Origin of the sequence: Niastella populi (assembly GCF_002078015.1) — a bacterium.
In the GTDB taxonomy this organism is placed as follows: domain Bacteria; phylum Bacteroidota; class Bacteroidia; order Chitinophagales; family Chitinophagaceae; genus Niastella; species Niastella populi.
This window is the reverse complement of record NZ_LWBP01000194.1, coordinates 21,679-37,008: the sequence shown is the minus strand read 5'-3', so window position 1 is coordinate 37,008 and position 15,330 is coordinate 21,679. Positions and strand designations below refer to the sequence as shown.

The window sequence follows — 15,330 nt, the reverse complement described above, 5'->3', positions numbered from 1 at the left end:
GCAAAACGCCAAAGGCTGAAGGCAAAACACAAAACGCAGAATGCAAAACGCAAAACGCAGAATGCAAAATCCCGCATCCGGTCCTTATGAAATTATTCGGGAAGAACGCATTTCGGGGGCTGGCGTTAAGCTTTTAGCGTTCAGCGTTCAGCCTATTCGATACAGCCTGAAAAATGCTTTTTATAGCTGTTCAAACATAACAGTTCAGGATGATAAAAAAAATGAAATGATGCAACTTTGCATTTCCCTTCCGTGTCTTACCTGAAAAGCGATAATCACTAATCTCTTTGTAAAACGCATTACCGATTGCAAAACGAATTCGTAAAAAAAATTATGGATGCGGTGGGAATAATGTATAAAATACGTTATCTTTAAATTAACAGTCCAACCGATTCATTGCTTGATCAATAACCCAATCCTTGGCAGGTTTTAAACGTAGCTTCACTGTTATGGTCTTCATTACAGTGAATAGATGAGATTATTCTCCCCGCTTTAGAAAAAACAATAGCACTCTCCGTAAATGTAGCTCTTACCGCGCACCTTATCCATCCGGATCCATATAAATTTTTGTTCCTTCGAAGACTATTGTCTTTATCTGTGCTTGCCATAGCATGGTACCAGCTTTTATTACACTTTAAAACTCAACCAAACATGAAAAAGATTCTTGTTATTGAAGACAATGCCGGAATCAGAGAGACTATTGCAGATATACTGGAGTTAGCGAATTACAAGGTATTCACTGCAGAAGATGGGAAGTTGGGTATTGAGATCGCATTGCAAGAAAAACCAGACCTGATCCTGTGTGATGTTGTTATGCCGCAATTAGACGGATTTGGCGTTCTGCATTTAATACATAAAAATCCCGCCATTAGAAACACCCCATTTATTTTTATGAGTGCCCGCGCAGAACGCGCTGAAATGCGCAAAGGCATGGAGTTGGGGGCCGATGATTATATTACCAAACCATTTGAGAAAACAGAGCTATTACAGGCCATTGAATGCAGGTTGAAACGGGCTGAATGGTTTAAGCAGGAATTTGTTCAGCAGGCTACAACCGTAAATTTAAATGGCCACGCTATAAACGATGTAGCCAGAACTTGTAATGAAAGGGACATTCTTAGTCTTTTATCAGAGAACCGCGACATTTGCAAATACAAAAGAAAACAGATCATTTATGTAGAAGGCAATCGCCCAGCGCGGTTGTATTATATAAAGAAAGGGAAAGTAAAAACGTATAAAACCAATGAAGAAGGAAAAGAGCTGATCGTTGGTATCTATGGTGAAGGCGATTTTCTCGGCTATGTTGCATTGCTGGAAGGCACTGTTTATAAGGAACGCGCTGAAACAATGGAAAATACCGAACTGGCTATTATCCCAAAAGATGAGTTCGATGCATTAATGAATACAAGGCGCGAAGTGGTGAACCGCTTCATGACTATGATGGCAAAAAATATTACGGAAAAGGAACAGCTGTTGTTGGGGCTGGCTTACAATTCCCTCCGCAAAAAAGTTGCCGACGCGCTTATAACGGTGAACAGAAAATACAAAACCTCTATTAACCTAAGTCGCGAGAACCTGGCCGCCATTGCAGGCACGGCCACCGCTTCCATGATCAGAACGCTCAGCGAATTCAAAAGCGAAAAACTGATCGATATCCATGATGGGTATATTACCATACTGAATGAAAAGGAGCTTGAAAATTTATTGAACTGACTTATGATTATAACAATCGCCTTTAATTAATTAAATAATTTAAAAAGTATAACAGGGTGAGTTGGCCTTCGGGGGCAGCTCGCCTTTTTATTATTTAAAACTGTTTAACAGATGTGCCACACGTTAAAAGTGTGGCACATCTGTACGCATAAAAAAGGAGGCTCCGGAAAACCGGAGCCTCGATCTGATTTTTTAAATATCCTATGAAAAACCCGTAATGCAAATGTATAACAGGTACGTGTAGTTTCTTATGATGGCTGTCACTGGATTTTATGATTGTCATTAATTAATGCGGGCATAACATACGCCGTTAATCAAAAAAATGCAATCGTTTGCATACACCGTTACAATCGTTTGCCTGGATAAACCGGCAGCGCATTTTTTTACGGGTGAATAGAAAACAACATATTTATGATTAACTTAGTCAGCTAAGAACCAAAACAACCGGCGCCGGCGTGTCATTTAACAACACATATACCGATAGGATATTATAACAACAGGTAGCCCGTGGCCATAAGGATGCCTTCAGGCGGTTATTTGACCTGTACAAATTGCGGTTGTTTTCTTTTGTATTGCAAATGACCCGGGTCGACGCCGAAGAAATTGTACAGGATGTGTTCACCAAAATATGGGAAAGCCGCGACGGGTTGGCAAATGTTGAATATCCCGGCAAGTATATCTACACCTACTGACCACCAAGCATCATGAGGGATTTTGCCCGTTCGATTCAAAATATACCGGTTATAAGTCTACGAACACCAAAGCTGCTGATCAACCTGCCGCAAAAACCGAATATACAAATACATGTTATCGAGTTTACCTTACTATAAATTTAAGTGTGCCACGTTTCCAAAACGTGACACACTTGCCTAGATCAAGAACGTCAATGCATTCTTTTGCACCTGTACATGAACAGGTGCATTTTCTTTTAGGGTTACCTGTTGATCATCTACATGCACGTGGGTGCCTTTCCATTTTATTTTAACGTCTTCGGCCTTGATGGTAACAAACGAATAAGCTACTTCCGAATTGTTGATCTTGCTATCGACATAGGCTGCAAATTTTTTCTGGTCTTCGCCCGGTATCAGCACCACTTCGAAAGTGCCGTCGCCGGGATGGCCGTGTGGCGAAAGAAAAAGGTTGGGACCAATAAAGCGGGTATTCATGATCTCAGCCATAAGGAATTCGCCGCTATGGTCTTCCCCATCGATGAACAGTTCACAGTAATGCGGTTTGTACGAATGCGATATGTCGTGCATCAGTTGCTGGGCCGCTTTTATTTTCTCCTCTTTATCTTCGATCTTGTTTTTGCCCGTTTTTTTCATTTCCTTCATCAGGTAGGGGAATAATCCATAACCGAAACTTTCAATAAAAAAATGGGGTTTCTCTTCAAAAAAAAAGACCTCACCCACATCTATGGCTGTAGTTTCGGGATTGCTCCACTTGCGAATGATATCGATCATTTCTCCTTTTATATCTAAGGAGGTTGCAATATTGTTGGCGGTACCGCAGGGAAGTAGGGCAATGGGCAGCCTTTTCGCTGCGTTCCCTGATTTTAAAAGTTCGGTTATCGTTTCCTTTATGGTGCCATCCCCGCCGGCAATTACGATAAAATCGGCTTTTGGGTCTATATTCTTCCATGACTCACTGTCTGTAGAACAATATCTACATTCGTACCCGGCCGCTTCAATAAGTCTTAATAACGTTGATTTAGAGTGCGCTTCATCCCCCGCGCCGGGGTTATGTATAAGGTTGATCGTTTTCATTCATTGTATGTATTCCTGAACATGGAATATAAAATTATACCACGCAGGCTGGCATGATAATCCCTTGTTTTATAATGAACCAATACTGATAACCTATGACCATTTTGATCACGAACGACGACGGAATTTATAGTCCGGGTATTGCCGCGCTTGCCAGAATAGCTTCTCGTTTTGGAAAGGTTACTGTAATTGCGCCCGATGTTGAACAAAGTTCTATGGGGCATGCCGTAACGCATTCCCGTCCATTGTCGCTGAAGAAATCGCCCATAGCATTTGAAGGAGATGGAATAGAAGCCTGGCGGGTGAACGGAACGCCGGCCGATTGTGTGGCATTGGGCAGTCATTTATACGCGCATACCGATATTGTTTTATCCGGCATAAATATGGGGCCTAACCTTGGCAATGGCATGTGGCATTCCGGTACGCTGGCGGCCGCCAAACAGGCGGTGCTGTTAGGCATGAGGGGTATTGCATTAAGTACGCCGGTAGGTAAAACAGAGCCCGATTTCGAAGCCCTGGCGCCGTATGTTGAAAAAACGCTGGCGATATTATTTGAGAATCCCGATCTGGCTTTATACAACGTAAACTTCCCTCAACAACCGAAGGGCATCCAGTGGACCCGCCAGTCGGTTCGCTTATACGATGGCAAAATAGTTCCCGGTGTTGACCCGATGGGCCGCAAACATTACTGGTTTACGGTAACGCCGCTGGAACCTGCTGAAGAAGGCACAGACCGCTATGCCGTTGAAAATGATTATGTGAGCATTACACCGCTTCGGCTCGATCTTACAGATGAGAGGCGATTGAAGGAAGTGCTGATCAAACAGCCGGTTTCGTAAAGAATATTGAATGTCGAATGCTCAATGTTGAATGTAGAAGTGAAATACAAATTTTAAGATCGGGACTGTATTTACTTCGACATTCAACATTCTTCGGTTCAATATTCAATATTACTCTGCGTTCCACTCATAATAAAACTGTTTAAGATAACCTTCCATAAATTCATGCCGTTGGATAGCTAAATTTTTCCCCGTCTCCGTATTCATCCTGTCTTTTAACAACAGCAACTTCTCATAAAAATGATTGATGGTAGGCGCCTGGTTATTCTTGTATTGTTCCTTGTTCATGGCGAGATTGGGTGGAACGGCCGGATCATACAGGGGCCGGTTCTTAAATCCACCGTAATTAAATGCGCGGGCAATACCAATGGCGCCAAGTGCGTCGAGGCGGTCGGCATCCTGCACAATATCGAGTTCTTTCGATTTAAAAGCCTGCTGGTGATTGCCGCCTTTGAAAGAGATGTGGGTGATTATATTTTCAACATGGGCTATTACGCTTTCTTCCACGCCCAGTGATACCAGCCATTCGCGGGCCATACGCGGGCCGATCGTTTCATCGCCATTATGGAACTTTGAATCGGCAATGTCGTGCAGCAGGGCGCCCAGCGAAACCACCAGTTCATCGGCATGTTCTGCGGCGGCGATCAGTTGCGCTGTTTTCCATACACGATGAATATGCCACCAGTCGTGCCCGCCTTCGGCGTCTTTAAGTGTGTCCTGTACGTGTTTTATAGTTGCTTCAATGATTTGTTGTTTGTTCATTGGGCAAAAATAGAAATTTCGCGATTGTAATCTCTAAATCTAAAATCTCTAAATCAGAAATTATGTGGAAGCATCATTGTAGCCGAAGTCACCAATACCACCAGCATGGCATCATCCATTCCATAACGTATTTCCTTCAGCGCGCGGCTCATTTTCTTCTCCACTGTTTTTACCGAGATATTTTTTTGTTCGGCGATCTGTTTATAGGTGAGCCCGCCATCGCGATGGAGCAGGAAGATCTCCTGTTCATCGGGAGGTAACGATTGAATGAGCTGCTGGTAAATGCTTTCGAGTTCCTTGAACAATACGGGGTCTTCTATAAGGATGTCTTTTGAGATCAGGGAGAGCCTGTTGAAAAAATCCTGGTCGGTTTTCCCGGCCCTGACGGCTTTAAATACCTGAAAGCGAACTGCCTGATGCAGATACGATTGCAATACATCAACCTGAAGATCCTGGCGGCGTTTCCACAGGGATATAAAAACTTCCTGCACGGCATCCTGTGCGGCTTCCCTTACCTGTAGTATATTGTGAGCAGAAGTGTAGAGCGGTTTCCAATACCGGTTATAAATTTCGGCGAACGCCCCTTCATCGTTCTGATAGAGCCGTTTCAGCAATTGATCGTCGGTATGTATAGGATAATTTTGCACGTTCTTACCTGAAAGTTAAGACAAAATTAACCTTCCCGGAAGTGCAGGGGCAGAAAACTGCAAAGAAAAGATAAGTGATATCAGATAATTTATATATGAAAAGCACGGCCGCTGAATGCTTAGCGCAGAACGCTGCCCTCCGCATTTCGGCTTTTCGAAATTATTCTGGAAAACGCATTTCGGAGCCTGGCTAAGCGTTTAGTATAAAAAGAGAAAGGAGTAAAAGAGACCTTCTTCAAACTCTTTTACTCCTTAGATCTCTTAGCCTCTGCGAAGCCGGGACGTCGAATAAGAGAGACCTTCTTCAAACCCTTTTATTCGTTTGCACCCGGCTTTCACAGAAGCATAAAATCGAAATTCACAACTGAGCAAAAGAGAACTCCCCTTTAAGCTCTTTTTGCCCGCATTGCCCCGGCGCCGGATAGGTTGCAATTTTCTCCTTTGCCGGGGTGCTGCTTTCTTAACCTCCTTTGATCATAGACTCTTTATGCAGGTTAACTTGTTGACGAGTTAACTAGTTAACTCGTCAGCAAGTCAACTAATTCACGGCCTGTCCCACCACAACCTGGTTCCCCCGTTATCCGGCCCACCCAACGTAGCTGCTGCGCGCTGGGCGCCTTTCGGATTGGTGAGGTATTCATCGGGGGGCAGGTTAATGCGACGGATAAACGTATTGGTAGAAATTTTGCCGGCGCTGTTGTTGATCACAACAGGGAACAGTTTCGGATAACCTGTTCTGCGAAACTCGCTCCATGCTTCCTGTCCGTCAGGAAACGTGCTGATCCATTTCTGGGTAATGATCCTTTCGAGTTTTTTCTCGAATGTGTCGGCATCTTCCCATTGAATGGTAATGGTGCTGAGCCATTGCGAGCCGTTGGGTATATCGTTTTGTCCGGGTGTAACCGCTTTTGGATCGGTATAGGGCAGCGGTTTGCTGACCGCATCATTCAGGTATTTGAGCGCGCTGTCAGGATGTAAGCCATATTGGGCGAATGAAGTTTTGATACCGTCTTCATAATTTTCGCGGATGTTACCGGCGCCTGTCCAGCCACGCAGGGCTGCTTCTGCTTTCAGGAACCAGGCTTCGGCGGCCGGCATCAGCTGCAGCAGGCTGGGTAGTTCAGCCAGGGCTGAATAGTCCTGGTACCTGCTTTTTGCGTCGATATCGATCCCGTTGCGAATGCCCTTGTACTGGCCGGCAACAACTGCTTCTTTTGCAGGTAAAAAGTATTTTGGAAGGCGCGGGTCTTTATAACCATTCATGATCGATTCAATGGGTGCGCCCATGCGAATATCGTACCATGCGCCGCTGATAGTGTTCAACGGGTGTTCGGTGGCGCCGATGTTGATGCTGAAATTGTCGGCGGCTTCTTTTAACAGTCCGCCCACATTTGCGAGGGCGGCTTCCCCTTCATTTTTTGCTTTGGCCGCATCGGCTTTCACAATACGTAAAGCGAGGCGCAAACGCAATGAGTTGGCGAATTGTAACCATTTCGCATAACTGCCGCCGTAAACCATGTCGGCATTGGTAAATGTAGGCGTTGATTTTTCTGCACGAAGCGGTGTAAGAATGGTAATTGCTTCGTTCAGGTCTTTAAAGAAATTATTGTATGCTTCCTGCTGCGAATCGTAGTCATAACCGCCGTCTTCGGCCCTTACTTTATATTTCGAATACATGATGGGACCGAAGATATCGCTCACGCGGTGCATGGCTTCTACTTTCAGTATTTTGCCCATGGCATACAGATCGGGCGCTGAGGTTTTGGTGATGTTCTCCACGCTCGATAACGGCGCCATAACGCTGGCTTCGGGACTGGAATAGGCGGCGCTCATGACGTACAGGTTCCAGCCGTCGACCAAATCGTAATTCATGTTGTTGCTGTTGCCACGGAATGGGGTAGGCGGCATCATATAACCGCTATACACATCACCCATCAGGTTCTGCTGCAGTTGGGTAACCCATGCCGGCTGGTATACATAAATAGAACGTTGCGCTTCTTTTAATTGTCCAACAACCAGGCCGTAATCGGGCAGCAGGTCGTCATTGCTTGCGCCATACGGATTCTTGTTGTAATCCTTGAAGTCCTTTGTGCAACCGGTCGCCAGTAATGCGACGGTCGCTATAGTAAGCAGATAATTATATTGTTTGTTCATTGTGGTATTATTAGTTAGTTTGTTGTTTGTGGTTTGTTGTTTGTGGTTGCTGCCGCGACTTGCAGCTTCGCTGCTAATTCGAGATTACCATTGTTCAGCTTTCGCGAGCTTGAGAATAATAATGAATGACCGAATAAATAAACCACCAACAATAAACCATAAACTGTTACTTTATATTTAATAGCTAAAATGAACACCTGAAGCTTAATCCCATGCTACGCGTTGCAGGCAGAGAGAATACATCTATTCCCTGTAAGCCGTTGCCGGTGCTCATGCTCAGTTCAGGATCATATGGCGCTTCTTTTTTAATAAAGAAAAGGTTGCGTGCTACCAGTGAAAGGCGCATATCCTTTATAATTGTTGACTTTGAGGGCAGTTTATAACCGACTGATAGTTCACGCAACCTGATGTTGGTGGCATCGTACATGTAATATTCTGAAATACCTGCACGACCACCTACGGTTGTATAAAAAGTTTCAGCGGGTAAGGCGCCGCTCCATTTACCACCATTCAGCATAGTGGCAGGCATGTGCACGCCGCCGTTATTGCGGGCATCCGCTGTTACTTTCGATACGCCGTATTCATCCAGAACCGCCTGGGTAATGCTCATTACCTTACCACCAAAGCGGCCGTCGATAAGCGCCGTAATTACAAAGTCTTTATATTCTACTGTATTGTTCCAGCCCATGAGGAAATCGGGGTTAGGGTTGCCAACGAAACCCCAGCCGCCGGTTTGTGGTTTTCCTTTATCATCAACTACGATTGAACCATCTGCTGCACGAAGGAAAGTTTGTCCGTATATATCACCATAGGAACCGCCTTCGCGAATGCGGAGCGAATAGCTGTTCACGCCTGCAGTAGTAAGTTCATACATGCCGCCCAGTTCGGGTAACAGCTCGATGATCCTGTTGCGGTTGCGGGTGAAGTTTACACTGCTGTTCCATTTTATATTGCCGTTGCGGAGTATATCATAACCCAGTACCATTTCTATCCCTTTGTTCTCGATGTTACCTGCATTTACGAAGAAGCGCGAGAAGCCGCTGCCTCTTGGCGCCGCGAAGTCGAAATACTGGTTACGGGTATTGGTTTTATACCAGGTGAAATCGAATGTAAGGCGGTTGTTGAGGAATTTCCATTCGGTTCCTATCTCAAACGAGCGGGCATCTTCCGGTTTCAGGGTAGCGCCCAGGTAGGGACTTTCCTGAACGGTTACCACATTGCCCGATCTGATAACGTTGGTTGGGTTGGTTGAGAATGGTTCTACGTCGTTACCCACTTTTGCAAAGGAGAAACGTACTTTGCTGTAGTTGATGAATTGCGGCAGTTGCACCAGGTCGCTTACGATGGTATTGATACCGGCGGAGAAATAAGGATACCCGCTTTTTTCTTTGGGGGTATAGGCCAGTGTAGATGACCAGTCGTTGCGCGCGGTAAGGTCGATGAAGATCTTCTCGTCAAAATCGAACGTACCGGTGGCAAAGATCGATTGCACCTGGCGGCGCATACCGGTTGGTGAAACGATCAGTGCCGGGCTGAGGCGCAGGTTGCCCAATGTAAATATATTGGCATAGGCGAGGTCACCGCCTTTTGAATCGATGTAGTCGCGCTCCTGCTTTTGATCGTTGATGCTGGTACCGGCGTTGAAGTTGAAACCGATCTTATCGGTAATTGGAACATTACCGCTAAGAATTACATCGCCATACAGCAGGGTACGGGTGAGGCGGTCATATGTAAAGCGGCCGTTAAAGTCGGCCAGTGTGATCTGGGTAGAAGCGTATGCGTGCAATTCGTAATTGTCGTAATTGCGGTTAAGGCTTCCCCGGGCCTGGATGTTCAGCCATTTGGTGATGGGGTACTTCAATGTTAACGAAGCAAAGAGATTGTCTTTTTTGCCAAGGTTCACATCACGGTTCAATACCCAGTAGGGATTTTGCTGATTGTCCTGTCCGCCGAGTCCTTTGTCGTGGTTGATATTCCACCAGTTCTGTACGTTCACGTTACGGGTAGGCGAGAAGTATTCGAAGTTCTTATACTCGTCGAAGTTCAAACCTCTCGGGAAGAGATACAAACCGGTAAGCGCGTTGTAATATAAACCCGATGTGGCCCGGTTATGCGTTTTTTGGGTGCTGAAGATAATATTGGCGTCAACGTTCAGCTTATCGTTAAAGAATTTGGAAGTTTGGCGGAAGTTGAACGTATGTTGTTTGAACTCGCTGGTTGGCAAAATGCCGTTGTTGTTCGTGTTTGAATAAGAAAAATAAGTTTGTGCCTTTTCATTACCTGCGGTGAAAGCTATGGTATTGATAAAGGTTTTACCGGTTTTGAAAAAGGGTTTTACATGGTCGGGGTTGGAACCGGCGGGGCCCCAGCTATAGATATTGTCTTTATTGGTTTGGTTAAAACCATATTGCAGTTCGGGATAGTACATGGGGCGTTCAACTGTAAACGAACTGGAGAGATCGACCTTTGCCGTTCCCATGCGGCCTTTTTTGGTGGTAACGACAATTACGCCATTTCCGGCCTGGCTGCCATAGAGGGCGGCGGCGGAGGCGCCTTTCAGCACGGTAATGCTTTCGATATCTTCGGGGTTCAGTGTACTAAGCACATCGCCCGCATCACGGCCGGGTGTATTGATACCACCTGCTTCGCCCCACAGGTTAACGGGTTGAGCGGTTGAGAAGTTGGTAAGCGGTACCCCGTCGATCACGTATAACGGTTGGTTTTCCCGGGTTGATTTTTGTCCGCGCAGGATAACACGAACCGAACCGCCCACCCCTGATGCACTGGGGTTGATCTGCAAACCTGCAACTTTTCCGTTCAGGCTGCCGATGGGGTTCATGTTCTTTACCGTAGTAAGTTCGGCATTGTTGATCTTCGTTGTGCTATAGGTAAGGCTTTTCTGGCGGCGCTGGATACCAAGGGCGGTAACCACCAGCTCGCCCAGTTGCTGTGAACTGGTGATAAGCGTTATGGTAAGGCTTTTATCGCTGCCAACGGTTATTTCACGGCTGGCATAACCGATATTCGAAATGATCAGTACATCGCCTCTGTCGGCATCTATGGTAAACATGCCTTCGGGATCGGAACTGGTTCCTTTTTTTGTTCCTTTAACCGTAATATTGGCGCCGGCTATCGGTTCACCTTTCTCGTCAACTATTTTACCTTTGATGGGCGCTGGCGGGGGCGGGGGAGGGGGCGTGTTGGTTATATTGGGCAGTTCTATAACAGACCGCTTCCTGATAACAACGGTATTACCCTGAACACTGTATTCAAAAGGCGCACCGGTGAGGCATTGCTGCAGCACGTCTTTTAATGGCGCGTTCTTCACGTTGATGGTAACGCGATCGAGCCCCTCAAATAAGTCTTCACAGTAAACGATCGATACGCCTGTTTGTCGCGATACGGCTTTGAATACCTTTTGCACAGGTACATTCCGCACCGACAGCGTTACTGTTTGCCCGTTGGTATGGGCAACAGCATGCAGGCAAGCGATGAATAACAGGACAGTGGTTAATTTCATGACCTTAAGCAGTTTGTGCTTTTCCCGGCTTGTTAACCAGGGTGTTGACCTGCCCGTATTTCTACGAAAGCGGATCATAGCAGTTATTTGCATAACTTTGTTTGGTTTGGTGATTGAATAAATGATACCTCAACAGTTTTATTTATCATTACTGAATCCGCCGTTTCGTCTGGCCACGAAGCGGCTTTTTATTTTGTTTATGGTTTGTAGTTTATTGTTTGTGGTTGTTTTATTCTGTGACGGCCGATAACATTCAGGCTCGCGAATTTCAAGTATTCCCCACCCGCCACTAGCTGTTCGCAATAACAACTGGCAATAAAACTTCGGGCTCGAGGCTGCATTTAAATATCCCTGAATTGTTGTTGATTTATGCGCACTGTTCTCAATTGTTAAAACCAATTTTGCAGCCCCCGAAGAATCGGGGCAACCTTCTGTCTATTGCCAATTGTATCTTGCTTAATCGTCCAAGGAGCCACACTTAATTAATTCGATGATATGATAATGTGATAATTCGCAATTCAAGAGGCTCGATTAAAGTCGGCGTTCACAAAATGTAAGCATTATCACATTGTCGAATCATCACATTATCTAATTACTGTCAACGTTTTTCCTTCCAGCTTAAAATGAACACCGTAATTCTCCAACATCTTAAGAATACTGGAAAGATTTAAATTTCTGCTGATCCTTCCACCGTATGTTTCATCGTTTATTTTTGTTTCATACCGGATATCTACGTCGTACCATCTGCTTATCTGGCGCATGATCGTTCTGATATCTGTTTTTTCGAATTCGAACCAGCCATTCTTCCATGCCATTACCTGATCGATATCTGGTGAATGGTCGATGGTGAATGGTGAATAGGGAGTGGTGAGTGATGAGTGGGTTCGCGACAGTACAGCCTGCTCGCCCGGTTTTAAGACTGCTGAATGCCCGGACTCCTTTGCCGATTGCTCCCGCTTTAAGGTGTGACCGATTGCCGATTGGCTTACCCTCACCGATCCTTCAAGCAACGTGGTCTTTACCGAGGTTTCATCACTGTATGCATTCACATTGAAGTGTGTGCCCAGCACTTCCACATCCTGTGTTTGTGTTTTTACATGAAATGGTTTGGCGGCGTTTTTGGCAATCTCGAAATAACCTTCCCCATCCAGTTCCACTTCGCGCCGGTCACCGGTGAATGAGGTGGGAAAGCGAAGCGAGCTCGCGGAGTTCAGCCATACTTTCGACCCGTCGGCCAACACCAGCTGATACTGGTTGCCGCGCGCTGTGCTTACTTTATTATATACAACGGCCGCTTCCGCCCGGCCCCCGCCGGTGGAGGGGGAGGAGTATGAAACCATTCCTTTTATATTGATCACCGTTGCGCCGCCCTGTTGTGAAATGGTGCCGCTGGCCGAGTCGAGAATAACAGTGCGGCCATCAGCCAGTGTAAGCACTGCTGCATCGCGCCCCGGCGGCAGGTCTCTCGGTTTTGTTTTCGCTGTTTCCGGCTGCATTGGCCTGGCATCGGGTTTCTTCAGCAAGAAGAAATAGCTGCCTGCGCCGATCATCGTTAGCAATACCGCCGCCGCTGCGGCCATACCGTAACGGTTTCTTTTGATGGGTATCACCTTTGTGCCGGGCTCCCATACATTAGCCGAGATCTGTTGATACATCGCTTCTTTTAAAGCGGTTTCTTCTTCGGCAGTTAGTTCGGTACTGCCAGCCATTTCCATCCGGCGATAATATTCTTCTATCAGCGCTTTTTCCGCAGCGCTGGCAGTTCCATCCTGGTATTTATCCAATAAGCTGAAAAACGATTGCTTGTACATACTACTTATATATGTACCTAAAGGATAGTGCCACCCTACGGAATGTGGATAACCTTTTTATAGAAAGGCATAACTGGTTCAGGATTAAGCATGCTAATTATATTTTGCAGCGGAGGGAGGTTGAGCTGGGAGTGCAATTCAATGAGCTCATTCTGTTACATGGGGAAGTATGTTGAACATGGGAGATACGAGGAAGTTGTTGGTTTATAGTTTATGGTTTATAGTTTATTGTTATTCCCGAAAATCGGGAGGTATCATAAAGATCAGCATACAGGGTTTAATGAACCATAAACCACAAACTATAAACCATAAACATTTTCTTTAGTCAACAAATTGAACTGAATATATCATCGGTAAATAATTATTAATTACCTCCCAACTCTCGCCCCGGTCGCGGGAGAAGAACAGGTTGCCGGTAGTGGTGCCAAAAGCAACGGCCTCACCGGCGCTTACAAGTGCATGGCGGTAAACGATATCAAAACAATTTTCCTGCGGAAGCCCTTTGCGTAATTGTTTCCAGGTTTTACCACCGTCATCGGTGCGGCTGATAAATAATGAGCCCCCGATGGCTGTGCGTATTTCGTCGCTATCGGCGGGCGCTACCCATGCCTGGTCGGGATTGTCGTCGGCAACGGCAATGGCAAAACCAAACCGGGCCGGACCACCCTCTTCACTTACTTCCTGCCAGTTCATGGCGCCATCGGTAGAGCGAAAAATGCCGCAGTGATTCTGCTGCCATAATGCATCGGGGTTCGAAGGCGCCGCTACCACAATATGCGGGTCGTGCCCAACCTCTGCTTTGGGATCGGGCAGAAAAGTAGCATTCAACCCTTTGTTGCGAATGGCCCAGTTCTTACCGCCATCGGTAGTTTCAAAAACACCGGCGCAACTGATGCCGATATGAATATGGTCTTCGTTGCGTGGGTCAACTATAATGGAATGGATCCCGGGCAGATCGCGGCCGCCGCCAAACCAGCCTTCTTTACGGGTGGGATGTTTCCAAAGCGATTCAACCAGTTGAAAGCTGTTGCCTTCATCTTCGCTCAGGAATAAACCACCGGGGTCGGTGCCTATCCATAAACGTGATATATGATTATTGCCGCCATGCGCCATGGACCACATGTAGCGCGTAGTGGCGGGCACGCCGTCCTTTACTTCTTCGCCTTCGGGATACGCCGGCGCGGCCACTTCTTCCCAGGTTTTGCCGCGGTCTTTCGAACGTTGCAGTTTAACGCCCCAATGGCCATGATCCTGGCAGGCCCACCAGGTGCCGTTACGTGGGTCGGCATAGGCAATGGAAATGGGCACACCTTCAAAAGAAACATTCTCTATATTCCACCGGTCGTTTTGAAAGCGGTAGGCGATAAATCCCTTGCGGGTGCCTAAAAGAAGTGTTGATTTCATTATAAATAATATTGAATGTTGAACAGAAGAAGTTGAATGTCGAAGTGAATACAATTTAAAACCGTATAATTTTGAACGTCGAAGTGAATCCAGCCCCCATTTCGCTCTTCTGTATTTCCTTCAGCCTTCTGCATTGGACATTGGATATTCGATATTCTATCCACCTGACAGGGCCTGCATTATATAGATCTCGCTGTTATCACGGAAAGGGTCGGTAAGCGCATTACGGTCTTTGATCATAACGCCGTCGATAAAGATGTTCACATGCTGGCGCAGGCGGCCCTGGTCGTCTAACACATACCGCGTAACGCCTGGGTAACGGGCCTCTATTTCATCGATGACAGCCCGCAGTGTTTTCCCGCCTGCCTCGGTATCGGTAAGCTTTGGAAAGAACCTTTTTAGTGCATATGTGAATTTTACCAATGCCATAAATCGCTATTGTTTGCGGGCCTCATGAGTGCTGAATGCTGAACGCATAAGGCTGAAGGCGAAATACAAAGCCAACAGAAGACCTTGCTTGTTGAAACCTCGCGAAGCTGTATCAGCAGGCGTGGCTCGTTAGTCGCGAGCAGGCGTTAAGCCTTAAGCGTTCGGCCTTTAGCGGCTTTAGGCGTTAAGCGTTCTGCGTTAAGCGTTTAGCTGTATCTAAGCTACGTAATTCATCATTAGTATGACTGCGCCCTTTCTTTTAAAACAGACTAAACCGGAAAATGA

The 15,330-nt window shown here is 46.2% G+C and carries 13 protein-coding genes; 5 read left to right on the top strand and 8 right to left on the bottom strand.

The features are described from left to right. Positions 1 to 40: 40 nt before the first annotated feature. The 4 genes from A4R26_RS35070 to A4R26_RS35675 all read left to right on the top strand — a co-directional run bounded on the left by A4R26_RS35070 (position 41) and on the right by A4R26_RS35675 (position 2,698). Complete coding sequence (locus tag A4R26_RS35070; protein ID WP_081167628.1) at positions 41 to 265, top strand: hypothetical protein; 225 nt, start codon at positions 41 to 43, stop codon at positions 263 to 265. Between the two features lie 386 nt (positions 266 to 651). Beyond that, entirely contained in the window at positions 652 to 1,713 is a 1,062-nt protein-coding gene (locus tag A4R26_RS20485; protein ID WP_081167625.1) for a response regulator, read from the top strand. A 551-nt stretch (positions 1,714 to 2,264) separates the two neighbouring features. Continuing rightward, complete coding sequence (locus A4R26_RS34510; protein WP_133054743.1) at positions 2,265 to 2,405, top strand: RNA polymerase sigma factor; 141 nt, start codon at positions 2,265 to 2,267, stop codon at positions 2,403 to 2,405. Further along, positions 2,375 to 2,698: an alpha-L-fucosidase gene (locus A4R26_RS35675; RefSeq protein ID WP_341350290.1), complete on the top strand. Its 324-nt coding sequence runs from the start codon at positions 2,375 to 2,377 to the stop codon at positions 2,696 to 2,698. Before A4R26_RS34510 ends, A4R26_RS35675 begins: the two co-directional genes overlap by 31 nt. Here A4R26_RS35675 and A4R26_RS20480 read toward each other — a convergent pair. Beyond that, positions 2,583 to 3,479, bottom strand: coding sequence for a diacylglycerol/lipid kinase family protein (locus tag A4R26_RS20480; RefSeq protein WP_081167622.1), 897 nt, complete (start codon positions 3,477 to 3,479; stop codon positions 2,583 to 2,585). The genes A4R26_RS35675 and A4R26_RS20480 overlap by 116 nt on opposite strands. Positions 3,480 to 3,574: 95 nt before the next feature. On the opposite strand from A4R26_RS20480, the gene surE reads away from it, so the two are divergent. Next, positions 3,575 to 4,318, top strand: a complete 744-nt coding sequence (gene surE / locus A4R26_RS20475) for a 5'/3'-nucleotidase SurE (RefSeq protein WP_081167620.1) — start codon at positions 3,575 to 3,577, stop codon at positions 4,316 to 4,318. A 111-nt stretch (positions 4,319 to 4,429) separates the two neighbouring features. On the opposite strand, the gene A4R26_RS20470 is transcribed toward surE, so the two are convergent. The 7 genes from A4R26_RS20470 to A4R26_RS20440 all read right to left on the bottom strand — a co-directional run bounded on the left by A4R26_RS20470 (position 4,430) and on the right by A4R26_RS20440 (position 15,045). Continuing rightward, positions 4,430 to 5,080 carry an HD domain-containing protein gene (locus A4R26_RS20470; RefSeq protein WP_081167618.1) on the bottom strand — a complete coding sequence of 217 codons (651 nt, stop codon included), beginning with the start codon at positions 5,078 to 5,080 and terminating at the stop codon, positions 4,430 to 4,432. A gap of 53 nt (positions 5,081 to 5,133) precedes the next feature. Beyond that, entirely contained in the window at positions 5,134 to 5,727 is a 594-nt protein-coding gene (locus tag A4R26_RS20465; RefSeq protein WP_081167616.1) for an RNA polymerase sigma factor, read from the bottom strand. A 543-nt stretch (positions 5,728 to 6,270) separates the two neighbouring features. Beyond that, entirely contained in the window at positions 6,271 to 7,881 is a 1,611-nt protein-coding gene (locus A4R26_RS20460) for a SusD/RagB family nutrient-binding outer membrane lipoprotein (protein WP_081167614.1), read from the bottom strand. Positions 7,882 to 8,065: 184 nt separating this feature from the next. Beyond that, positions 8,066 to 11,494: a SusC/RagA family TonB-linked outer membrane protein gene (locus A4R26_RS20455; protein WP_081167611.1), complete on the bottom strand. Its 3,429-nt coding sequence runs from the start codon at positions 11,492 to 11,494 to the stop codon at positions 8,066 to 8,068. 491 nt (positions 11,495 to 11,985) lie between these two features. Beyond that, positions 11,986 to 13,212: a FecR family protein gene (locus A4R26_RS20450; protein ID WP_081167607.1), complete on the bottom strand. Its 1,227-nt coding sequence runs from the start codon at positions 13,210 to 13,212 to the stop codon at positions 11,986 to 11,988. A gap of 321 nt (positions 13,213 to 13,533) precedes the next feature. After that, on the bottom strand, positions 13,534 to 14,616 hold the full coding sequence (locus tag A4R26_RS20445) for a WD40/YVTN/BNR-like repeat-containing protein (RefSeq protein ID WP_081167604.1): 1,083 nt from the start codon (positions 14,614 to 14,616) through the stop codon (positions 13,534 to 13,536). 156 nt (positions 14,617 to 14,772) lie between these two features. Further along, positions 14,773 to 15,045 (bottom strand): MoaD/ThiS family protein, encoded by a 273-nt coding sequence (locus A4R26_RS20440; RefSeq protein ID WP_081167600.1) that lies wholly within the window; start codon positions 15,043 to 15,045, stop codon positions 14,773 to 14,775. Positions 15,046 to 15,330: the final 285 nt, after the last annotated feature.

Coding starts and splice junctions, on each gene's coding strand:
- A4R26_RS35070 (WP_081167628.1), top strand. CDS start 41: ATGCAAAACGCAAAACGCAGAATGCAAAATCCCGCATCCGGTCCTTAT.
- A4R26_RS20485 (WP_081167625.1), top strand. CDS start 652: ATGAAAAAGATTCTTGTTATTGAAGACAATGCCGGAATCAGAGAGACT.
- A4R26_RS20480 (WP_081167622.1), bottom strand. CDS start 3,479: ATGAAAACGATCAACCTTATACATAACCCCGGCGCGGGGGATGAAGCG.
- surE (WP_081167620.1), top strand. CDS start 3,575: ATGACCATTTTGATCACGAACGACGACGGAATTTATAGTCCGGGTATT.
- A4R26_RS20470 (WP_081167618.1), bottom strand. CDS start 5,080: ATGAACAAACAACAAATCATTGAAGCAACTATAAAACACGTACAGGAC.
- A4R26_RS20460 (WP_081167614.1), bottom strand. CDS start 7,881: ATGAACAAACAATATAATTATCTGCTTACTATAGCGACCGTCGCATTA.
- A4R26_RS20455 (WP_081167611.1), bottom strand. CDS start 11,494: ATGCAAATAACTGCTATGATCCGCTTTCGTAGAAATACGGGCAGGTCA.
- A4R26_RS20450 (WP_081167607.1), bottom strand. CDS start 13,212: ATGTACAAGCAATCGTTTTTCAGCTTATTGGATAAATACCAGGATGGA.
- A4R26_RS20445 (WP_081167604.1), bottom strand. CDS start 14,616: ATGAAATCAACACTTCTTTTAGGCACCCGCAAGGGATTTATCGCCTAC.
- A4R26_RS20440 (WP_081167600.1), bottom strand. CDS start 15,045: ATGGCATTGGTAAAATTCACATATGCACTAAAAAGGTTCTTTCCAAAG.